This is a genomic window from Sphingomonas sp. AC449 (genome assembly GCF_979253475.1).
The window spans coordinates 466,298-486,346 of sequence record NZ_CEEDCZ010000001.1; the positions used below are offsets into that span (position 1 = coordinate 466,298).

A 20,049-nucleotide genomic window follows, 5' to 3' on the forward strand; every position below is an offset into this window, starting at 1 on the left:
CCCCCCCCCCCCCCCCCCCCCCCCCCCCCCCCCCCCCCCCCCCCCCCCCCCCCCCGGTTCCGGGCGCAGCAGTGCTGGGCGGCCCCTCACCCCGACCCTCTCCCCGGAGGGGAGAGGGAGTACGTTACGCCGCTTCGCGGGCGCTCAGATAGCCGATGACGGTGCCGAGCTGTTCGCGCAGATCCTTGCGGTGGACGACCATGTCGATCATCCCGTGCTCGAGATAATATTCCGACGTCTGGAAATCCTCGGGCAGCTTCTCGCGGATCGTGCTCTCGATCACGCGGCGGCCGGTGAACGCCAGCGTCGCCTTGGGCTCGGCGATCTGCACGTCACCGAGCATCGCATACGCTGCCATCACGCCGCCCGAGGTCGGATCGGTCAGCACGACGATGTAGGGCAGGCCCGCATCGTGAAGCATCTGGATCGCGACGGTGCTGCGCGGCATCTGCATGAGGCTGAGAATGCCCTCCTGCATGCGCGCGCCGCCGCTCGCGGTGAAGATCACATAGGGCACGCGGTCCTCGATCGCCGCCTCGACGCCGCGGACGAACGCTTCGCCGACCGCGAGCCCCATCGAGCCGCCCATGAAGCCGAAATCCTGCACGCCGACGACGACGCGGTGGCCGTCGATTGCGCCGCGGGCGTTGATCAGCGCATCCTGCTCGCTGTTGTCGGTGCGCGCGGCTTTCAGGCGATCGGTGTAGCGCTTCTGGTCGCGGAACTTGAGCGGATCCTCGGGGACCTTCGGCGCGGGGAGCTCGCTGCAGCTACCCTCGTCGAACAGCTGCGCGAAGCGGACTTTCGGCCCGATGCGGTCGTGGTGATCGCATTTCGGGCAGACGTAGAGATTATCCTCGAGTTCCTTGGTGAAGACCATCTGCCCGCAGCCCTTGCACTTGTGCCAGAGATTCTCGGGCGTCTCGCGCTTCGCGACGAAGGGGAGGACGTTGCGGACGCTGTTGAGCCAGCTCATGCGGAAACCTTCCGTGCGGACGCGACGGCGTCGGCGAGAGATTTGATATAGGCGCGGACGGGCTCGGCCGCAGCGGTGCCGTGTTGCGCGACCAGTTCGACGATCGCCGAGCCGACCACCACGCCATCGGCGACGCGCGCGACGTTGGCGGCCTGTTCGGGCGTACGGATGCCGAAGCCGACCGCGACCGGGATATCGGTCTGTGCCTTGAGCCGCGCGACGGCGTCTTCGATCGAGCCTTGCTGTGCCTGTTGCAGCCCGGTGATGCCGGCGACCGAGACGTAATAGAGGAACCCGCTGGCGCCATCGAGCACGGTCGGCAGGCGCGCGGCATCCGTCGTGGGCGTGGCGAGGCGGATCAGGTCGATCCCCGCGGCGCGCAACTGCGGGCCGAGCGCATCGTCCTCCTCGGGCGGCACGTCGACGCAGATCACGCCATCGACGCCGGCCTGCGCTGCCGCGTCGGCGAACCAGTCGGCGCCGCGGCGGAGCATCGGGTTGCCGTAGCCCATCAGCACCAGCGGCACGTCCGGATGCCGCGCGCGGAAGGCGGTCGCGATCGCGAGGATGTCCGCGGTGCGCGTTCCCTGCGCAAGGCTGCGGATGTTCGCGGCCTGGATCGCGGGGCCGTCGGCCATCGGATCGGTGAACGGCATGCCGAGCTCGATCGCGTCGGCCCCGCCCGCGACGAGCGCGTCGAGGATCGCAGCCGTCGCGGCGGTCGACGGATCACCCGCGGTAACGAACGCGACGAGCGCTGCTCGACCGGCGGCTGCGGTGCGCGTAAAGGTGGCGGCGAGGCGGCTCAAATCGCCACCCCGAGCGCTTCGGCGACGGTGAAGATATCCTTGTCGCCGCGGCCGCACAGGTTCGCCAGGATGATCTGGTCCTGCCGCATCGCGCGCGCCTTCTTCGTCACGGTGGCGATGGCATGCGATGGTTCGAGCGCGGGGATGATGCCTTCGGTGCGGCACAGCAACTGGAACGCGTCGAGCGCCTCGGTATCGGTCGCGCTGTCATATTGCACGCGGCCGATGTCGCGCAGCCACGCATGCTCGGGGCCGATGCCGGGATAGTCGAGCCCGGCCGAGATCGAATGCGCCTCGGTGATCTGACCGTCCTCGTCCTGCAACAGATAGGTCTTGTTGCCGTGGAGCACGCCGGGGAAGCCCCCCGCCAGGCTCGCCGCGTGCTGCTTGTCGAGCCCGTGGCCCGCCGCCTCGACGCCGAGCATCTGCACGTCGGCATCGTCGAGAAACGGATGGAACAGCCCGATCGCGTTCGATCCGCCGCCGATCGCGGCGACGAGCATGTCGGGCAGGCGACCGGTCCGCGCGAGCATCTGCGCGCGCGCCTCAGTGCCGATCACGCTCTGGAAATCGCGGACCATCTCGGGATAGGGGTGGGGCCCCGCGGCGGTGCCGATGATGTAGAAGGTGTCGTGGACGTTCGCGACCCAGTCGCGCATGCCCTCGTTCATCGCATCCTTCAGCGTGTGCGCGCCCGACGTCACCGGGCGGACCTCGGCGCCGAGCAGCTTCATGCGGAACACGTTGGGCGCCTGACGCTCGACGTCCTTGGCGCCCATGTAGATCACGCAAGGCAGGCCGAAGCGCGCGCAGACCGTCGCGGTCGCGACGCCGTGCTGGCCAGCGCCGGTCTCGGCGATGATCCGCGTCTTGCCCATGCGGATCGCCAGCAGGATCTGGCCGATGCAGTTGTTGATCTTGTGCGCGCCGGTGTGGTTCAGCTCGTCGCGCTTGAACCAGATCTGCGCGCCCATGCCTTCGGGAGCGGACTCGCGCAGCGCCTCGGTCAGGCGTTCGGCATAGTAGAGCGGGCTTGGGCGGCCGACATAATGTTCGAGCAGGTCGTCGAACTGCGCCTTGAACGCAGGGTCGGCCTTGGCGGCGCGGTAGGCCTCGTCGAGTTCGAGGACGAGCGGCATCAGCGTCTCGGCGACATAGCGTCCGCCGAAGTCGCCGAAATGGCCGCGCTCGTCGGGCTGGGCGCGGTAGGAATTGGGGGCGAGGGGAGCGTTCATGACTGGGCGTTTAGCACTTCCGAAATCGCTGTCACCCCTTCGGTTTCCGATACCTACCCCCCGGCGAAGGCCGGGGCCCAAGTGGGAAGGTTTTGGTGACGGCGGCAAAGGCCTGTCACAGGCGTCTCCCAATTGGGCCCCGGCCTTCGCCGGGGTGGTGCTAGCGCGTGGCGACAGCCTTCAGGAACGCCGCGATCCTGGTTTCGTCCTTGGTGCCCGGTGCGCTCTCGACCCCGGAGGACACGTCGACTAGTTCTGCTCCCGTTCGCCGGATCGCTTCCGCGACGTTCGCCGGATCGAGCCCGCCCGACAGCGCCCAGGGCAGGGGGTGCCGGAACCCGTCGAGCAGGTCCCAGTCGAACCGGAGCCCCATGCCGCCCGGCAATGCGGCCGAATCGGGCGTCTTTGCGTCGTAGAGAATGCGGTCGGCGATCCCGGTAAAGCCGTGCGCGGCGTCGAGGTCACCGCGCGTGCGCACCGCGACCGCCACCCAGGTCTCGATCCCGAACTTCGCGCGGATTGCGGCGGCGCGCGCGGGCGTCACCTTGTGAAGCTGCAGCACGTCGAGTGCGGCCGACGCGACCGCCTGTTCGAGCATCTCGTCCTCCGGATCGACGAACACGCCGACCCTGGCGACGTGCCTCGGGACGCGCGCGGCGAGTTCCGCGGCCTTGGCGAACGTCACGTGCCGCGGCGAGGCGGGGAAGAAGACGAAGCCGACATGGCTCGCGCCGTGCCGGATCGCGGCGTCGAGCGTCGCGGGGGTCGAGAGGCCGCAGATCTTGGCGGTGGTCATGGTGTTCCTTTTATGCCTCCGAGCGAGAGAGGCGTGGGCCACCCTCGCAACCCCCCGTCATCCTGACGAAAGTCAGGACCCAGAGTACCATGCGCTGCCCTGAGTAACCCTGGATCCTGACTTTCGTCAGGATGACGGAAGGTGGCATGATTGCGCAGGGGCCGCCCGTCATGATGACGAGGCCAATTTACAGTGTCGCGCCGATCGCGCGGGCGGCGGTGTCGGGGTCTTCGGCCTGCGTGATCGGGCGGCCGACCACGAGGATCGACGCGCCCGCGTCAAGCGCCTGGCGCGGCGTGACGACGCGTTTCTGGTCGCCGGTCTGTCCGTCGGGCAACCGCACGCCGGGCACCACGAAGAACCCCTTTGGCCAGATCGCCTTCGCCGCGGCGACCTCCGCACCAGAGCAGACGATACCGTCGACGCCCGCCTCATGCGCGAGTTCGGTCAGCCGCGAGACCTGGTCGTGCGCGCTGCCGGTGATGCCCGTCGCGGCGAGATCGGACGCGTCGAGACTCGTCAGCATCGTAACCGCGATCACCTTGGTATTAGCCGGCGCTGCCGCCTTGGCGTCCTCGAGCATCGCCCGCCCGCCGCTTGCATGCACCGTCAGGATCGCCGGGTTGAGCGTCCCGAGTGCCTGCACCGCCTTCGCGACGGTGTTGGGAATGTCGTGCAGCTTGAGGTCGAGGAAGATCGGCAGACCGAACTCGGCCATCGCATGGACGCCGGGCTGACCATGCGCGGAGAAGAATTCGAGCCCGAGCTTGATCCCGCCGACATGATGGCGGACGCGCGCGGCGATCGCCTTGGCACGCGCCAGATCGGGCGTGTCGAGTGCAACATAGATCCGGTTCGTCACAATGTCGTACTCGGTACGGGCGCGATCGTCGTGGTCGTCGTCGATGCGCTTGCGGGTATCGTCGGAGCCGCGGCCGGCGACGTCCGGACCGGTGTCGCAGTGGCCGGATAGGCGCCCGCCGGCGGTGTCTGCGCGGTGCGCAGGTCGAGGATGGTGCGCTCGGCGGTCGCGAGCCGCTGACGCAGACGCCAGCGGAGCGCGAGATTGTAGAGCGCGGTCGGGACGAACCCGACGAGGAAGGTGACGAGCAACAGCATCGGCAGATTAACGTCGGCGATCAGCCCGCCCCAGAGCCGGATCGGCACGGTCGCCCAGTTGGCGATGGTGAACACCGCGGCGATGAACGCCAGCAGGCACCAGAACAGGATTTTCAGGAACTGCATGACTTATCCCCTTGCATTTGCGCAGGGGTAATCGTCGAGGTCGGGTTTGGCCAGCCTTGAGCGTCGCGGGATTTTTCGGAGGATTCGCGCGATCACCCGATTTCGCGGCGCAGATCGGCGAAAAGCGCAGGGATCGCGGTCAGCCGGCCCTCCTCCTCATCAAGGATCGCGACGAAGGCGGCGCGCTTGATCGCAGCGACGCGGCCGGGCTTCATCCGGACCGACGCCGGCAACGTCGACACGGTGATGTCGATCATCCGCTCCGCACCGTGCAGCCGTCCCCAAAGATAGTCGTTCTCGCGGTAGGCACGGCTGAAAAAGGCGCCGAAGCTGTTGAACTGGATACCCTTCAGCGTTGCCTCGGCGCCACCCGAGCGGATCGCGACCGCGTCGTCGGGGGCGATCCGGTCGACCTTGATCGGATCGAATTCGTCGAGCCCTTCGCCCTGCAGCAGCGGCAGCGTCGCGGTGTCGAAATAGGGGAAGCCGAGATAGGCGAGCAGCATCGATCGGCGGACGGGCTTGTCGAGCGCCGCGAATGCGTCCGCCAGCCGGACGTCGGTTTCTGCATCGAGCCGCGCCAGGTCGAGCGACTGGCCAAGCGCGTCGAGCAATGCGGTGGCGTCGCCGCGCAGCGACCGGACCGCATGGCGAAGCTCCGTATGCTTGTCGGCGCGCTGGCATTCGAGATAGGCCGAGAGCGCGACGTAGATCGCATCGCGGATCGGGGCGAGCCCGGCCTCGTCGACATCGGCCTCGAGCACGGTCAGCCGTCGTGCCATCAGCCGCAGGCGGCGGATCCGGAACGACAGGTCGAACCGGCGCAGGAAGGCGATCGTCTCCGCACTCGCGCCCCCGCCATGCGCCGCACCGATCGCCTCCGCACCGCTTGCGGTGACCGTCGTCGCGATCGCGGCGCGGATCCGTGCCCAGCGCTCGGGGCCCGGCTCGCCACCGGCATGGTACAGGAGCCCGGTGAGCGTCTCGACGACGCCCGCGACCTTCAAATGGCCATAGGCGGCATAGCCATAGCCCGCGCTGGCCGCGGCCGCCTTCTGCGCGCGCGCGCGCCATGCGACGAGCCGCGCGGCGGTCGGGCGGTTGAGAAAGAGCGTGTGCCCGAACAGCGACTCGACCTCCGCCTCGACGTCGGGACGGATCGCATCGACGATCGCGCGCATCCGGTCGATCTGCGCCGAACGCGCCGCGATCGCGTCGAGATTGTCCCGGATCGGCTGCTGGCGGGGGAGCTCGCTGATCGCGCCGATGATCGTCTGGAAGAAACCCGGCGTACCGTCTTGCGGCGGCAGGCGAAATTTCATCCCGGGCGAGGGGTCGATATACACGAACCGCCGGTCGATCTGGCGACGCGCGGGGCGGTCCTTCAGCGCGTCGATCGCGGGGCGGAACGGGGCATTGGCAAGCACCGACCCGTCGATCAGCACGACCTGCTCGGCGGTATTGGTCGCGGACTGACGCGGCAGGATGCGCTTGAGGAACGCGGCCTTGCCCGGCCATGTCGTCGTCCGCGCATCGAGCACGCCGTCGAGTTCGGCGACGACGAACGGCGGGAACGCCCCCGGAAAGCTCGACGTCGCGCGTGCGGCAAACGCAAGCTCGGGAATGTCGGCGAGGCTGTCGGTCGCGATGCCATGATCGGAGAAGTCGACGACGACGCGGTGTTCGGTCTCGACGACCTCGGGCGGCGAATTGAGCTTGAGCCGTTCGGGATGGCCCGTGAAGTCGGTGACGGTGACGTAGAGGTCGAGCGGCTGGCCGGGGGGAAGCAGTCGCGGCCCGCGCGTGCTCGCTGCCATCGCGTCGAACGCATCGAGCAGCAGCCCGGTAAAGGTCGCGCCGCCGAATGGCGGCTCGAACCAGCGCGAGCGGACGAAGTGCGACAGCTTCGCCTTGACCTCCTCGCGCGTCGGATCATCGAGCGTCTGGACCTTGTCGGCGGTGCGCCCCGCCGCGACCCATGCAAGCGGGAGCGCCCACGCCTTCGAGAAGCGCGACCGCGGCGCCGCGGTCGAATCGATCAGCGCTTCGACGTCGGCGGAACTCAGCCAAAGGTCGGTCAGCGGGTCGAGGCTCTGCCCCGTCGAGACCGCCTGCGCGAGGAAGATGCCGTTTATCCCGCCCGCACTCGCGCCCGCGATGATGTCGGCAAGGACGCGGACGCGTAACTCGCCCTGTGCCTCGATCTCCTCGAGCAGGTCGCGGTAGACCGCCTGGCTCCCGCCGCCGCGTGGGCTGCCGTCATGATGCCCATGGCTGGCGCGGACGAGGTGCCAGATCTCCTTGGTGATGCCGTGCATGTAGACCGCGAGGCTGATCCCGCCGTAGCAGACAAGGGCAAGGCGAAGTTCCTTCTCGCGCACCGGGTCAGCCGCCGCGGATCCGGAGGGAGGCGATATGGGGGGCGTGGGCGGTCATGCGGGGGCCAGCGTTGCCCAGATCGGCAGGTGATCCGAGGCCTTGCGCGCGGCCGGGCTCGTATGGACGCCGCATTCGACGACGCGGAGATCGCGCGATGTCATGATCCGGTCGAGCCGGGCGATCGCATGCCGCGAATGAAAGCTCGCGCCTGTCTCGGCAAAGGCGAAGTCGCGGCCGAAATCGCGCAGGCAGCCCGACCCGGCACTCCACTCGTTGAGGTCGCCCATCAACACCGTCGGATGCCGCGCCGCGCACGCGTCGACATGCGCGAGGATCGCCGATGCCTGTCGCCGCCGCCAGAGCCCCGACAGGTCGAGGTGCATCCCGACGACACGGATCATCCCGCCCGCCGTCCGGACATCCGCCATCACCGCCCCGCGCGGTTCGAGCGAGGGGAGATGGATCGCGTCGCAGGCCTCGATCGTCGCGGACTTGCGGACGAGCACGACGTTGCCGTGCCAGCCCATGCTCAGCGCGTTGAGACCGACGGGGATCGGCTTCCAGTCGCTGTGATCCTCGAGCATGTGGAACGGCAGGACGCAGGCGCGTGTGCCGAACCGCCGGTCCGCCTCCTGCAGCGCGACGACGTCCGCGTCGATCTCGCGCAGGACCTCGATCACGCGTTCGGGGTTGCGCCGGCGATCGAGCCCGATGCCCTTGTGGATGTTGTAGCTGGCGACCTTGATCATGTGCGGGGGGATAACGCCGCGGATGCTGCGGGGGTTGCCGACGTCGCTATCGTCCGGCCAACAGATCGCCGAAAAGACCAGCGAAACGACTGGATGGATAAACGATGTCGAAAGATGGTCGTGATCCCGTCATGCGCAATATTGGTATAGGCGTGCCGTCGAAAACGACAAAATATCGCTTGCGTACGCGATCCCATTAGGGTGTCATGCAAGCATAATAAAGTCAGGGACGAACGATAACGAGCCGAGATGCATGGCATTTCGGTCGATGGGGGAGTGTGCCGGTGTCCGGGCCGCAAGGTCCGGCCGCTTGGAAAGGTGAGCGACTTTCCAGGGGAAGCGCCGCGGTTGCGGCGCGTAAACGGGGGCGGCACACATGATCACGCGGCGATCGATTCTACAGCATATCGGCATGGCGGGCGGCGCGGCCGCGACCTTCGGTGCGATGGAGGCACTGGGGATTGCCGGCAACGTCGCGGCGGCGGCACCGATGCCCGACCTGCCGGCCGGGTTCGGCATGGGCAAGTCGGTGATCGTGCTGGGCGCCGGGATTGCGGGGCTGGTTGCTGCCTATGAACTTCAGGCTGCCGGGTTCGACGTCACCGTGCTCGAAGCGCGCGACCGGGTCGGCGGGCGCAACTGGACGGTGCGTGACGGCGACCGGATCGTGATGAACGGCGAGGCGGACCAGATCGCACGCTTTTCGGAGGGCGCCTATTTCAACGCGGGGCCGGCGCGCCTGCCGAGCTTCCATCACCGCATCCTTGGCTATTGCGGCAAGCTGGGCGTGCCGCTCGAGGTCGAGATCAATTCCAGCCGCAGCGCCTTCCTGATGAATGCAAAGGGCGACAAGGTGCGGATGCGCACCGCGATCAACGATACGCGCGGCCACGTCGCCGAGCTGCTGATGAAGGCGGTCAACCAGGGATCGCTCGACCAGAGCCTGAGCGTTGCGGACAAGCAGGCGTTGCTGCCGTTCCTCAAGACCTATGGCGACCTCGATCCGCAGGGACATTTCGCAGGGACGTTGCGGTCGGGGTTCCAGGCGTTTCCCGATGCGGGCGTCGGGGTGTTCGCGCGACCGCCAGCGCCCGTCCCGCTCGGGCAGCTGCTCGCCAACGAACAGCTTCCGGCGATGCTGTTCGAGGACAATGTCTACATGCAGGCGACGATGTTCCAGCCCGTCGGCGGGATGGACCGGATCCCGGCCGGGTTCGAGCGCGCGCTGACGCGCAAGGTCGTGCGCGGCGCCGAGGTGACGCGGATCCGCAATCGCCCCGACAGCGTCGAGATCGCCTGGCGCGATGCCAAGACCGGTGCGGGCCGGATCGCGGTGGCCGACTTTGCGGTGTGCACGATCCCGTTCCCCGTCCTCGCGAAGGTCGATTGCGATTTTGCCAAGCCCGTGACCGAAGCGATCGCCGGCGTGGTCTATGACCATTCGAACAAGGTCGCGTTCGATGCGCCGCGCTTCTGGGAAAAGGACCAGATTTATGGCGGGATCTCGTTCGTCGGCGGCGATACGTCGCTGATCTGGTATCCGAGCGCTGGGCTGTTCAGTCCGCGCGGGATGCTGCTCGCCTGCTATACCTCGGGCGAGCGCGCCGAGGGGTTCGCGAAGCTGCCGATCGCGGACCAGGTCGCGCGCGCGCGCGACGCGGTCGAACGGCTGCACCCGGGGCATGGCAAGGACCTGATCAACGGCGTCGCGGTCAACTGGAACAAGGTGCCGTACAGCCTTGGGCCGTGGCCCAACTGGTTCGTCGGGATGGCGGGGCATCAGGAGGGGGATATCGACACCGACGGCTATCGCCTGCTCAACCGGCCGGCGGGGCGCACGGTCTTTGCAAGCGCCGCGCTCAGCCAGACGCCGGGCTGGCAGGAAGGCGCGATCCAGTCCGCGCATCACGCGATCGCGTCGGTTGCAGCGATGCAGCGCGGCGATGGCGTCACCCAGCCGGTCAAAGCGGCGGCGTGATGGCGGATGCGGGGGTGACCGGTGCGGAATCGACCGGTGCGCGGGTGACCGGTGCGGGGGGTGTCGCGGCAAGCGACGGGCGCAGCGTGTCGGTCCGGGTGGCGACCCGGGACGACATCCCCGCACTCGAAACGCTGATCGCGCGATCCGCCGCCGCGCTGGGGCGCACGTTCTACGCCCCCGATGCGCTGGCGATGGCCATCCGCGACATCTTCGGGGTCGACAGCCAGCTCGTCGACGACGGCAGCTATCTGGTCGCGGAGATCGACGGCAGGCTGGCGGGGTGCGGCGGCTGGAGCCGGTTCGCGACGCTGTTCGGCAGCGACCGCTATGCCGACCGGTCACCGGCTTTGCTGGTGCCCGGACGCGATGCCGCCCGGATCCGCGCGATGTTCACGGCACCCGAATACGGACGCCGCGGCGTCGGTTCGGCGATCATGCACGCCAGCGAGCGGGCGACGCGCGCAGCGGGGTTCGACGCACTCGCGCTGATGGCGACATTATCGGGCGTCGCCTTCTATCGCGGCCATGGTTTCATCGCCGCGGCGGGCGTGACCGTCGACGCGGGCGGTATCGCGGTGCCGTTCGTGCCGATGCACAAGACGCTGCACGATCCGGCCGGCGCCTGACGGTGCCGGCCTCACATTCACGGGAGAAACGATAATGGCTTTTGACACGAACATCGCGGCGCGCTGGAGCATCATGGCGGCGGGAGTCGCGGCGGCGTTGCTCACGCCGATGACCTGTGCGGCGCAGATCGTCCGGCATGCCAATCCGGGAGCGACGCCCTCGCTGATCCTGCAGAGCGTGACGATCCCGGCGGGGGCGGAGACGCTGGTGCTGTCGGGTCAGCTTGCGGCGCCGATCGATCCGTCCAAGCCCGTCACCGGGGTGGATTCGTTCGGCGATACCAGGACGCAGACGATCAGCGTGCTGACCAAGATAAAGGCGATCCTTGCCGAGCATGGCTACACCATGCGCGACGTCTACAAGCTGACGGTGTTCGTCGCGGCAGATCCAAAGCGGACCGATGGCAAGATGGATTTCGCGGGCATGAACGAGGGGTTCAAGATGTTCTTCGGCACGGCCGCAAACCCCGAAACGGTCGCGCGGTCGACCGTGCAGGTGGCAGCGCTCGCGGGGCCCAATTTCCTCGTGGAGATCGAGGCGACGGCGGCACGCGTCGTGGCGAAGCGCTAGGGCGAGCCGGCGGTCACGGCCTGAAAAGAGCCGCGGTCCTGACGGTCGTCAGGATCGCGGGGTGAGCGGGGCGGCTGATGTGCCGCCCCATTGGATCACTTCGAGCGTTCGACCTGTTCGAACTCGAGCTCGACGGGCGTCGCGCGGCCGAAGATCGAGACCGACACCTTGACGCGGCTGCGGTCGAAATCGAGTTCCTCGACCAGACCGTTGAAGCTCGCGAACGGACCGTCGAGCACCTTGACCTGATCGCCGATCTCGTAGTCGACCTTGACCTTCTGCTTGGGCGCAGCGGCGGCCTCTTCCTTGCTGTTGAGCATCCGCGTGGCTTCCGCCTCGCTGATCGCCTGCGGCTTGCCCATGCTGCCGAGGAAGCCGGTCACCTTGGGGGTGTTCTTGACGAGGTGATAGACGTCGTCGTTCATGTTCAGCTTGGCGAGCACATAGCCCGGCATGAACTTGCGCTCGACCGCGATCTTCTTGCCGCGACGGGCCTCGGTGATCGTCTCGGTCGGGACTTCGATCTGCTCGACGAGCTGTTCGAGACCCATGCGGGTCGCCTCTGCCATGATCGAGTCGCGGACCTTGCCCTCGAAACCCGAATAGGCGTGAATGATGTACCAGCGCGCCATGTGCGGACCTTATTGAGCGAGTTTCAGAAGGGCGGTGACGATCGCCTGAAGGATCGAGTCGACGCCGAAGAAGAAGACCGCGAGGATCGTCGTCATGATGACGACCATCACGCCGGTCATGATCGTCTCGCGACGCGTCGGCCACGTGACCTTGGAGGTTTCCGTGCGGACCTGCCGGATGAATTCGAGTGGGGACGTTTTAGCCACGATGCTGTTCGAACCCGCCTGATTGGGAAAAGAAGGAAGCAAGTCATAGACCCGTTACCCGCTTCTTGTGAAGGGCGCCCCGGTGAGGGCAGCCTGCAAGAGCAGGGGCGTGGGTCCGGTCTGCTGTCGGATGGCGGCGCAGATAGCTTCCGCGCAGGGGGAACGCAAGGGGGCGCACGGCGAGGGGCCGGGGCGCGGCCGATGGGACTCGTAATGGGGAGGGCGCGCGACAGCGTGGGCGATTGGGGAGGAAGGTACGGGGGAGAGCGATTGGCTCGATCCCCCGTCGGCCGTCTGCCGGTGCCGGTCATGCCGGCGGCTCCGCTCCCACGTTTCTGTTTTATTGTCCGGCGTGACGATCGCGTGATCTGGATACACCTGCTGCGGACGAAAAAAAAGGCCGGTCAGAGACCGGCCATGAAAGTTTTAGGAGAGGATGCCTGAAAGGCACACTCTTTGTGCATCGCAGCACCGAACTTCACAACTGCGCAAATTGCATTAACAAATGCATTTCTTGCAATCGTGGTGTTCGCAAAGAAGCGGGGTCCCTGGACGCGATGGTCGAGGTGCCGGATGCGGACGACGATGCGAGAAATGGCAGGAGTGCTCGGATTCGAACCGAGGGCCTTCGGTTTTGGAGACCGACGCTCTAACCAACTGAGCTACACTCCTGTGCGGTGGCGGGCTCTAGCGCCATGTCCGCGGGAGGGCAAGCGCCCGATCATGCGATCGTGACGATTGCCGTTCGTGCAACCGGCGGGCACGCGTCGTGCCCCGGATGGTGTCAGCGGCCGGGCCCGTGAGGCGGCGCGCTCCGCGTGTCAGGCGTCGGGGTGACGATGGCCGATGTGCAGGATAGGAAGCGGGCAAAGGGAGCCTGTTATGTCACGTTATTTCCGCCGCGCGGTCGCGCGCGCCACCGTCCTGCCTGCCGCGCTCATACTGGTTGCAGCGGATCAGCCGCCCGCGGTTCCCGATTTCGGACCGATGCTCGAGCGGTTCGCCTATCCCTGGCCGGTCCAGACGATGGAGGTCGATATCGTCGGCGCGCCCGCGCAGATGGCATTCATGGATATTGCGCCGCAGCGTCCGAATGGCCGCACGGTCGTGCTGCTCCACGGCAAGAATTTCTGCGGCGCGACCTGGGGGAGCGCGGCACGCGCGCTGAGCGGCGCCGGCTACCGCGTGATCGTTCCCGACCAGATCGGCTTCTGCAAGTCGTCGAAGCCGCGCGCGGCGCAGTACAGCTTCGAGATGCTCGCGACGTTCACGCGGCGCCTCCTCGAATCGCGGGGGATCCCGCGCGCGACGATCGTCGGGCATTCGATGGGCGGGATGCTCGCGATGCGCTACGCGATCCTGTACCCGGCGGCGGTCGAGCGGCTGGTTCTCGTCAATCCGCTCGGGCTGAGGGATCGGTCGGAGGACGGCGTGCCCTATACCGATGTCGATACCTTGTGGGCCGGCGAGAAGAAGACGAGCTACGCGTCGATCAAGGCATACCAGCTCGAGAACTATTATCACGGCACGTGGAAGCCGTCCTATGACCGCTGGGTCTGGATGCAGGCGGGCATGTACCAGGGGGCGGGGCGCGACAGCGTGGCGCTCGCACAGGCGAAGACCAGCGAGATGATCCGGACGCAGCCGGTCGCGCACGAACTCTATCGTGTCACCCCGCCGACGACGCTGATCGTCGGTACGCTCGACAAGACCGCCTTTGGCCGCGCGCAGGCCCCGGCGAACCTGCGCAAGTTCCTCGAGGCGATCCCCGTGATCGCGCCGCGCGCCGTCAAGCAGATGCCCAATGCAACGCTGCTGACGCTCGAGGGGCTCGGCCATTCGCCACAGGTCGAGGATCCGGTGCGATTCGAGAAGACACTGCTGACGGTGATCGGGGCGCGGTCGCGGTAGGGCCGCCCGACGATCTTCCCCCGTCTGGGGGAGGATTGCAGGCGTCGCAAACCGATTCCGGCCCGTTGACCCGCGCTGCGTCCTGACCTATAGGCGCGCCCTGTTCTTCGGGAGTGTTTCCCGCCGGGCATGCTTGAACATTGCTGGATGCATTCCAGGACCTGAGGGGCGCCGTGTGCGCGTCGATGGTCCTTTTTGTATTCTCAGGCGCCTCAATGGCTCCAGCAAAGTAACCATTTGAAAGGTGAAGGCTTCAATGCCGACGATCAACCAGCTGGTCCGCAAGGGCCGCGATCCGCAGAAGGCCAAGTCGAAGGTCCCTGCGATGGAAGCCAACCCGCAGAAGCGCGGCGTTTGCACGCGCGTCTACACGACGACCCCGAAGAAGCCGAACTCGGCTCTGCGCAAGGTGGCCAAGGTTCGCCTGACCAACCAGCGCGAAGTCATCAGCTACATCCCGGGCGAGGGCCACAATCTTCAGGAGCATTCGGTTGTCCTGATCCGTGGCGGTCGTGTCCGCGATCTTCCCGGTGTTCGCTATCACGTCCTGCGCGGCGTGCTCGATACACAGGGTGTGAAGGACCGGCGTCAGTCGCGTTCCAAGTACGGCGCCAAGCGTCCGAAGTAAGCCGATCAGGTATCTGATCACTATGGCTGAAGTTTAGAAGGAATATAAAATGGCACGTCGTCGTCGTCCCGAAAAGCGGGTCATCCTGCCTGATCCCAAGTTCGGGGATGAGGTTCTGTCGAAGTTCATGAACAGCGTCATGCTGGACGGCAAGAAGTCCGTCGCAGAGCTGATCGTGTACGGTGCATTCGAAACCGTCGAGAGCCGCGCCAAGCGCGATCCGATCGGCGTGTTTCACGATGCGCTGAACAACGTGAAGCCGGGCATCGAAGTCCGTTCGCGTCGCGTCGGTGGTGCAACCTACCAGGTTCCCGTCGAAGTGCGTCCCGAGCGTGCACAGGCGCTGGCGATCCGCTGGCTGATCGGTGCGGCACGTTCGCGCAGCGAGAACACGATGGCCGCACGGCTGTCGGGCGAGCTGATGGACGCCGCGAACAACCGCGGCAACGCGGTCAAGAAGCGCGAAGACACGCACCGGATGGCAGAAGCCAACCGTGCATTCTCGCACTATCGCTGGTAACAGCGGGCTTCGAAGCCTAGCATTGGTAACCGTGTCGCGGGCGGCCTTTCGCCCGTAACGCAAACACCTATATATTGGGGAGCCGGCACGTTCGGCTCCCCATATCCTTAAGGAAGCACGATCATGGCCCGCAGCCATCCGCTCGAACGTTACCGTAACATCGGCATCATGGCGCACATCGACGCCGGCAAGACGACGACGACCGAGCGCATCCTCTATTACACCGGCAAGTCCTACAAGATCGGCGAAGTGCACGAAGGCACCGCGACGATGGACTGGATGGAGCAGGAGCAGGAGCGCGGGATCACGATCACCTCGGCCGCGACCACCTGCAAGTGGCGCGCCGAAGAAGGTAAGGGCGAAGAGCACCTTATCAACATCATCGACACCCCGGGCCACGTCGATTTCACGATCGAAGTCGAGCGTTCGCTGCGCGTCCTTGACGGCGCGGTCGCATGCTTCGACGGCGTTGCCGGCGTCGAGCCGCAGTCCGAGACCGTGTGGCGTCAGGCCGACAAGTACGGCGTTCCGCGCATGTGCTTCGTCAACAAGCTCGACCGCACCGGTGCCGACTTCTATTTCTGCGTTGACTCGATCATCGAGCGTCTCGGTGCACGCCCGGCGGTCCTGTATCTGCCGATCGGCATGGAAGGCGGCTTCAAGGGCCTCGTCGACCTCGTCGAGAACCGCGCGATCATCTGGCTCGAAGAGAGCCTGGGCGCGAAGTTCGAATATCAGGACGTCCCGGCGGACATGGCCGACAAGGCCGCCAAGTATCGCAGTGACCTGATCGAGATGGCCGTCGAGCAGGACGATGCTCTGATGGAAGCCTATCTCGAGGGTAACGAGCCAAGCGTCGCCGACCTCAAGAAGCTGATCCGCAAGGGTACGCTCAGCATGGCATTCGTGCCGGTGGTCTGCGGTTCGGCGTTCAAGAACAAGGGCGTCCAGCCTCTGCTCGACGCCGTGGTCGACTATCTGCCTTCGCCGCTCGACGTTCCCGCGATTCAGGGCCTGAAGCTCGATGGCGTGACGCCGGACGAGCGTCCTTCGTCGGACGAGGTTCCGTTCTCGGCACTGGCGTTCAAGATCATGAACGATCCGTTCGTCGGCACGCTGACCTTCGCCCGCATCTATTCGGGCAAGCTGGAGACCGCATCGCAGGTCACCAACTCGGTCAAGGACAAGAAGGAAAAGGTCGGCCGCATGCTGCTTATGCATGCGAACAGCCGTGAGGATATCCAGGAAGCCTTCGCTGGCGACATCGTCGCTCTCGCAGGCCTCAAGGATACCACGACGGGCGACACGCTCTGCGCGATGAACGCACCGATCATCCTCGAGCGGATGGAATTCCCCGAGCCCGTGATCGAGCTGTCGGTGGAGCCGAAGACGAAGGCCGATCAGGAGAAGATGGGCGTCGCGCTCAATCGTCTCGCACGCGAGGACCCCTCGTTCCGCGTGTCGTCAGACCCCGAGTCGGGCCAGACCATCATCAAGGGCATGGGCGAGCTCCATCTCGAGATTCTGGTCGACCGCATGAAGCGTGAGTTCAAGGTCGAGGCCAATGTCGGCGCGCCGCAGGTGGCGTATCGCGAGTACCTCAAGAAGCCGGTCGACATCGACTACACGCACAAGAAGCAGTCGGGTGGTACCGGGCAGTTCGGTCGCGTGAAGGTGAAGCTGACGCCGGGCGAGCGCGGGTCGGGCATCACGTTCAAGGACGAGATCAAGGGCGGCAACATTCCGAAGGAATATCTGCCTGCGATCGAGAAGGGCTTCCGCGAGACCGCAGCGTCGGGTTCGCTGGTCGGCTTCCCGATCATCGATTTCGAGATCGTGCTGTATGACGGCGCGTATCACGACGTCGACTCGTCGGCACTGGCGTTCGAAATCTGTGCCCGTGGCGCAATGCGCGAAGCTGCACAGAAGTCGGGCATCACGCTGCTCGAGCCGGTCATGAAGGTTGAGGTCGTCACCCCGGAGGATTATCTGGGCGACGTCATCGGCGACATGAACAGCCGTCGTGGCCAGATCCAGGGCACCGACAGCCGCGGCAACGCGCAGACGGTCGAGGCGATGGTGCCACTGGCCAACATGTTCGGCTATGTGAATTCGCTCCGCTCGTTCACGCAGGGCCGTGCACAATACTCGATGCAGTTCTCGCATTACGACGAAGTGCCGCAGAACGTCGCTGACGAGGTGAAGGCGAAACTGGCCTAACCCTTTAAGGGGGTAGGGCTAGCGTCAGGCTTTAACAGCCGCTATGGGGCCGCGTTCGCGCGGTTCCCGGTGTGGCACCGGAATACGAATCAGAAGGTAGGAAACAATGGCCAAGGCAAAATTTGAGCGGAACAAGCCGCATCTCAACATCGGCACCATCGGTCACGTCGATCATGGCAAGACGTCGCTCACCGCTGCGATCACGAAGGTTCTGGCAGAGACGACCGGCGGTACCGCTGTCGACTTCGCCAACATCGACAAGGCTCCCGAGGAGCGCGAGCGCGGCATCACGATCTCGACCGCACACGTCGAGTACGAGACGGCCAACCGTCACTACGCGCACGTCGATTGCCCGGGCCACGCCGATTATGTGAAGAACATGATCACCGGCGCAGCCCAGATGGACGGCGCGATCCTCGTCGTTTCGGCGACCGATGGCCCGATGCCACAGACCCGTGAGCACATCCTGCTCGCACGCCAGGTCGGCGTGCCTGCCATGGTCGTGTTCATGAACAAGGTCGATCTGGTCGACGACGAGGAAATCCTCGAGCTGGTCGAGATGGAAATCCGCGAGCTGCTCAGCTCGTACGACTTCCCGGGCGACGACATCCCCGTCATCAAGGGTTCGGCAACCTGCGCGCTGTCGGGTTCGAACCAGAAGCTCGGCGCCGACGCCGTCACCGAGCTGATGCAGGCTGTCGACGACTACATCCCGCAGCCCGAGCGTCCGCTCGACAAGCCGTTCATGATGCCGATCGAGGACGTGTTCTCGATCTCGGGTCGTGGTACGGTCGTCACCGGCCGCGTCGAGACCGGCATCGTCAAGGTTGGCGAGGAAGTCGAGATCGTCGGTATTCACCCGACCGTTCGCAAGACCACGGTCACGGGCGTCGAGATGTTCCGCAAGCTGCTCGACCAGGGCCAGGCTGGCGATAACGTCGGCGCGCTGATCCGCGGCGTTGCACGCGACGAAGTCGAGCGTGGCCAGGTGCTCTGCAAGCCAGGCACGATCAAGCCGCACACCGACTTCAACTCGGAAGTGTACGTGCTGTCGAAGGAAGAGGGTGGCCGTCACACGCCGTTCTTCGCCAACTACCGCCCGCAGTTCTACTTCCGTACGACGGACGTGACCGGCACCGTCGAGCTGCCTGAGGGCACCGAGATGGTCATGCCAGGCGACAACGTGTCGCTCGGCATCAAGCTGATCGCCCCGATCGCCATGGACGTGGGCCAGCGCTTCACGATCCGCGAAGGCGGCCGTACCGTCGGTGCAGGCGTTGTGAGCCAGATCGACAAGTAAGCATCTTCTCCTTCGGGAGTTGATCGAAAAGAGCCCGGCTTCTCTCGAGAGAGGCCGGGCTTTTTCGTGTTTGGGGTTTGCCGCTTGCAGGCGTCAGGTGGTTGGTAGATCATTCCTGAATGCTGGTAGGTAGGGTGCGTACGTGAACCGAACTGCTTTATGCTGCGCTGCCACTCTGATTAGCGGGAGCATCATGCTCATTGGCTGTTCCAGCGGCCAGGCTTCGTTCCGAACAGTACAAATCTGTCTTGCAGGAGCGGAGGAAGTCCCGGCTTTTGTCGGTTTAATGGATCAGATAGCGCAGGCTAATCGGATGACGTTTACGAACCGAAGTGGTGCGGCAGAAGCTGAGTTGCGAAGCATCGGCAACGCAGACGTACCGGTCGCTCACCCGCACGTGAATATCGGAGCGGACCGGTCGGGTGATTTCAGCTTCGGCGCGGGTAACTTGGGCTTGCCAACCCGGCAGATCGCCATCGGCTTCAACGGAAGTAAACCAGATATCGCTCGGCAGTTCGCGAACCGAGTTGTGGCCGAGGTCGCAACAAAGTGGCGAATTTACGAGGTCCCGGATGGGCAGGGTGCCCTTCCGTTGCGGGACTGCGAATAGCAGCAATAGTGGCCGCTTAGGAGTTGGTGGTGTGAAAATGCGCTGCGCCACCCAATCCTCCCCCGCTAGGGCGGGGGTGGCGCCGGAGGCGTCGGAGGGGGAGGGGGAGATTAGCTTTCGAATATGGATCGGTGCTGGACCGCTATGGCGGTGATCTGGCGGACGACGTCGTCGAGGTTGACGAGCATTTCGCGGACTGAGTAGCGGAGGACTTGAATGTTTTGGGTGACTAGCCAGGCGTCGCGGGTTGCGTCTCTTTCGGGGCGGTTGCCGTGGTTGTGAGCTTCGCCGTCGACCTCGATCGCGAGTCGGGCTGGAACACAGTAGAAGTCGAGGACGTAGGGGCCTGCTGCGTGTTGTTTTCGGAAACGGAGGCCTTCTTCGTTACGTCGTAGCGCTAGCCAGAGGGCGATCTCTGGTGGGGTCATCTGTTTTCGCAGGCGCTTGGCGTTGCTATGGCTTCGTAGAGATCCCTGGAGCCGCATCGCGTGCCTTCCCCTCCGTCACGCTTTGCGTGCCACCTCCCCCTGGCGGGGGAGGATCAAGTCGCGGGGCAATCTTAGCGGCAGAGCGTCGACATCTACAATCCTCCCCCGCAAGGGGGAGGTGGCACCGAAGGTGACGGAGGGGGAGGACAGGATGCCCTTCGTTATT

Annotated in this window: 20 protein-coding genes and 1 tRNA gene; 8 read left to right on the forward strand and 13 right to left on the reverse strand. The window is 65.7% G+C overall.

Annotation, left to right across the window (positions count from 1 at the left end; genetic code table 11):
• Positions 1-124: 124 nt before the first annotated feature.
• The 8 genes from accD to AC0CH3_RS02375 all read right to left on the reverse strand — a co-directional run bounded on the left by accD (position 125) and on the right by AC0CH3_RS02375 (position 8,189).
• A complete protein-coding gene (gene accD / locus AC0CH3_RS02340; RefSeq protein WP_130322166.1) occupies positions 125-976 on the reverse strand; it encodes an acetyl-CoA carboxylase, carboxyltransferase subunit beta in 852 nt (283 codons plus the stop codon).
• Positions 973-1,785, reverse strand: coding sequence for a tryptophan synthase subunit alpha (gene trpA, locus AC0CH3_RS02345; RefSeq protein WP_354301746.1), 813 nt, complete (start codon positions 1,783-1,785; stop codon positions 973-975). The genes accD and trpA overlap by 4 nt, the downstream gene beginning before the upstream one ends.
• Positions 1,782-3,020: a tryptophan synthase subunit beta gene (gene trpB / locus AC0CH3_RS02350; protein ID WP_056015571.1), complete on the reverse strand. Its 1,239-nt coding sequence runs from the start codon at positions 3,018-3,020 to the stop codon at positions 1,782-1,784. The genes trpA and trpB overlap by 4 nt, the downstream gene beginning before the upstream one ends.
• Positions 3,021-3,180: 160 nt before the next feature.
• Positions 3,181-3,816 (reverse strand): phosphoribosylanthranilate isomerase, encoded by a 636-nt coding sequence (locus AC0CH3_RS02355; RefSeq protein ID WP_354301748.1) that lies wholly within the window; start codon positions 3,814-3,816, stop codon positions 3,181-3,183.
• Between the two features lie 187 nt (positions 3,817-4,003).
• Positions 4,004-4,678, reverse strand: a complete 675-nt coding sequence (pyrF, locus tag AC0CH3_RS02360; protein ID WP_056015567.1) for an orotidine-5'-phosphate decarboxylase — start codon at positions 4,676-4,678, stop codon at positions 4,004-4,006.
• Positions 4,675-5,061, reverse strand: a complete 387-nt coding sequence (locus AC0CH3_RS02365) for a LapA family protein (RefSeq protein WP_354301750.1) — start codon at positions 5,059-5,061, stop codon at positions 4,675-4,677. The genes pyrF and AC0CH3_RS02365 overlap by 4 nt, the downstream gene beginning before the upstream one ends.
• 92 nt (positions 5,062-5,153) lie before the next feature.
• On the reverse strand, positions 5,154-7,442 hold the full coding sequence (locus AC0CH3_RS02370) for a patatin-like protein (RefSeq protein WP_465237520.1): 2,289 nt from the start codon (positions 7,440-7,442) through the stop codon (positions 5,154-5,156).
• A gap of 51 nt (positions 7,443-7,493) precedes the next feature.
• Positions 7,494-8,189, reverse strand: coding sequence for an endonuclease/exonuclease/phosphatase family protein (locus AC0CH3_RS02375; RefSeq protein ID WP_354301754.1), 696 nt, complete (start codon positions 8,187-8,189; stop codon positions 7,494-7,496).
• Positions 8,190-8,565: 376 nt separating this feature from the next.
• Between AC0CH3_RS02375 and AC0CH3_RS02380 the strand changes: the two genes are divergently transcribed.
• From AC0CH3_RS02380 to AC0CH3_RS02390, 3 genes are read left to right on the forward strand one after another with little or no spacing between them, the layout of a single operon-like run.
• Positions 8,566-10,167: a flavin monoamine oxidase family protein gene (locus AC0CH3_RS02380; RefSeq protein WP_354301756.1), complete on the forward strand. Its 1,602-nt coding sequence runs from the start codon at positions 8,566-8,568 to the stop codon at positions 10,165-10,167.
• A gap of 14 nt (positions 10,168-10,181) precedes the next feature.
• Positions 10,182-10,796 carry a GNAT family N-acetyltransferase gene (locus tag AC0CH3_RS02385; RefSeq protein ID WP_354301758.1) on the forward strand — a complete coding sequence of 205 codons (615 nt, stop codon included), beginning with the start codon at positions 10,182-10,184 and terminating at the stop codon, positions 10,794-10,796.
• 34 nt (positions 10,797-10,830) lie between these two features.
• Positions 10,831-11,367 (forward strand): RidA family protein, encoded by a 537-nt coding sequence (locus AC0CH3_RS02390; protein WP_354301760.1) that lies wholly within the window; start codon positions 10,831-10,833, stop codon positions 11,365-11,367.
• Positions 11,368-11,462: 95 nt separating this feature from the next.
• Here the strand turns inward: AC0CH3_RS02390 and nusG are convergent, their stop codons facing one another.
• The 3 genes from nusG to AC0CH3_RS02405 form a co-directional block, all read right to left on the reverse strand.
• Entirely contained in the window at positions 11,463-11,999 is a 537-nt protein-coding gene (gene nusG / locus AC0CH3_RS02395; RefSeq protein ID WP_031393771.1) for a transcription termination/antitermination protein NusG, read from the reverse strand.
• Between the two features lie 9 nt (positions 12,000-12,008).
• Complete coding sequence (gene secE / locus AC0CH3_RS02400; protein WP_056018608.1) at positions 12,009-12,206, reverse strand: preprotein translocase subunit SecE; 198 nt, start codon at positions 12,204-12,206, stop codon at positions 12,009-12,011.
• Positions 12,207-12,801: 595 nt separating this feature from the next.
• Positions 12,802-12,878: transfer RNA gene (locus AC0CH3_RS02405), tRNA-Trp, on the reverse strand.
• A gap of 210 nt (positions 12,879-13,088) precedes the next feature.
• Here AC0CH3_RS02405 and AC0CH3_RS02410 point away from each other — a divergent pair.
• From AC0CH3_RS02410 to tuf, 5 genes are all read left to right on the forward strand, one after another.
• Positions 13,089-14,117 (forward strand): alpha/beta hydrolase, encoded by a 1,029-nt coding sequence (locus AC0CH3_RS02410; RefSeq protein WP_354301763.1) that lies wholly within the window; start codon positions 13,089-13,091, stop codon positions 14,115-14,117.
• Positions 14,118-14,373: 256 nt separating this feature from the next.
• On the forward strand, positions 14,374-14,745 hold the full coding sequence (gene rpsL, locus AC0CH3_RS02415; RefSeq protein WP_010164594.1) for a 30S ribosomal protein S12: 372 nt from the start codon (positions 14,374-14,376) through the stop codon (positions 14,743-14,745).
• A 49-nt stretch (positions 14,746-14,794) separates the two neighbouring features.
• A complete protein-coding gene (rpsG, locus tag AC0CH3_RS02420; protein WP_031393769.1) occupies positions 14,795-15,265 on the forward strand; it encodes a 30S ribosomal protein S7 in 471 nt (156 codons plus the stop codon).
• 123 nt (positions 15,266-15,388) lie between these two features.
• Positions 15,389-17,485, forward strand: a complete 2,097-nt coding sequence (gene fusA / locus AC0CH3_RS02425) for an elongation factor G (RefSeq protein ID WP_465237521.1) — start codon at positions 15,389-15,391, stop codon at positions 17,483-17,485.
• A gap of 106 nt (positions 17,486-17,591) precedes the next feature.
• The gene (tuf, locus tag AC0CH3_RS02430; RefSeq protein ID WP_031393767.1) at positions 17,592-18,785 is read left to right on the forward strand and encodes an elongation factor Tu; all 1,194 of its coding nucleotides are present in this window, start codon (positions 17,592-17,594) and stop codon (positions 18,783-18,785) included.
• 283 nt (positions 18,786-19,068) lie between these two features.
• On the opposite strand, the gene AC0CH3_RS02435 is transcribed toward tuf, so the two are convergent.
• Both AC0CH3_RS02435 and AC0CH3_RS02440 read right to left on the reverse strand, forming a co-directional pair.
• Complete coding sequence (locus tag AC0CH3_RS02435) at positions 19,069-19,446, reverse strand: hypothetical protein (RefSeq protein ID WP_354301765.1); 378 nt, start codon at positions 19,444-19,446, stop codon at positions 19,069-19,071.
• Between the two features lie 59 nt (positions 19,447-19,505).
• Complete coding sequence (locus AC0CH3_RS02440; protein WP_354301767.1) at positions 19,506-19,880, reverse strand: endonuclease domain-containing protein; 375 nt, start codon at positions 19,878-19,880, stop codon at positions 19,506-19,508.
• Positions 19,881-20,049 lie beyond the last annotated feature (169 nt).

Bases quoted from the DNA above. Each gene is read 5' to 3' on its own strand.
- accD (WP_130322166.1), bottom strand. From the start codon at position 976: ATGAGCTGGCTCAACAGCGTCCGCAACGTCCTCCCCTTCGTCGCGAAG.
- trpB (WP_056015571.1), bottom strand. From the start codon at position 3,020: ATGAACGCTCCCCTCGCCCCCAATTCCTACCGCGCCCAGCCCGACGAG.
- AC0CH3_RS02355 (WP_354301748.1), bottom strand. From the start codon at position 3,816: ATGACCACCGCCAAGATCTGCGGCCTCTCGACCCCCGCGACGCTCGAC.
- AC0CH3_RS02365 (WP_354301750.1), bottom strand. From the start codon at position 5,061: ATGCAGTTCCTGAAAATCCTGTTCTGGTGCCTGCTGGCGTTCATCGCC.
- AC0CH3_RS02375 (WP_354301754.1), bottom strand. From the start codon at position 8,189: ATGATCAAGGTCGCCAGCTACAACATCCACAAGGGCATCGGGCTCGAT.
- AC0CH3_RS02380 (WP_354301756.1), top strand. From the start codon at position 8,566: ATGATCACGCGGCGATCGATTCTACAGCATATCGGCATGGCGGGCGGC.
- AC0CH3_RS02390 (WP_354301760.1), top strand. From the start codon at position 10,831: ATGGCTTTTGACACGAACATCGCGGCGCGCTGGAGCATCATGGCGGCG.
- nusG (WP_031393771.1), bottom strand. From the start codon at position 11,999: ATGGCGCGCTGGTACATCATTCACGCCTATTCGGGTTTCGAGGGCAAG.
- AC0CH3_RS02410 (WP_354301763.1), top strand. From the start codon at position 13,089: ATGTCACGTTATTTCCGCCGCGCGGTCGCGCGCGCCACCGTCCTGCCT.
- rpsL (WP_010164594.1), top strand. From the start codon at position 14,374: ATGCCGACGATCAACCAGCTGGTCCGCAAGGGCCGCGATCCGCAGAAG.
- rpsG (WP_031393769.1), top strand. From the start codon at position 14,795: ATGGCACGTCGTCGTCGTCCCGAAAAGCGGGTCATCCTGCCTGATCCC.
- fusA (WP_465237521.1), top strand. From the start codon at position 15,389: ATGGCCCGCAGCCATCCGCTCGAACGTTACCGTAACATCGGCATCATG.
- tuf (WP_031393767.1), top strand. From the start codon at position 17,592: ATGGCCAAGGCAAAATTTGAGCGGAACAAGCCGCATCTCAACATCGGC.
- AC0CH3_RS02440 (WP_354301767.1), bottom strand. From the start codon at position 19,880: ATGCGGCTCCAGGGATCTCTACGAAGCCATAGCAACGCCAAGCGCCTG.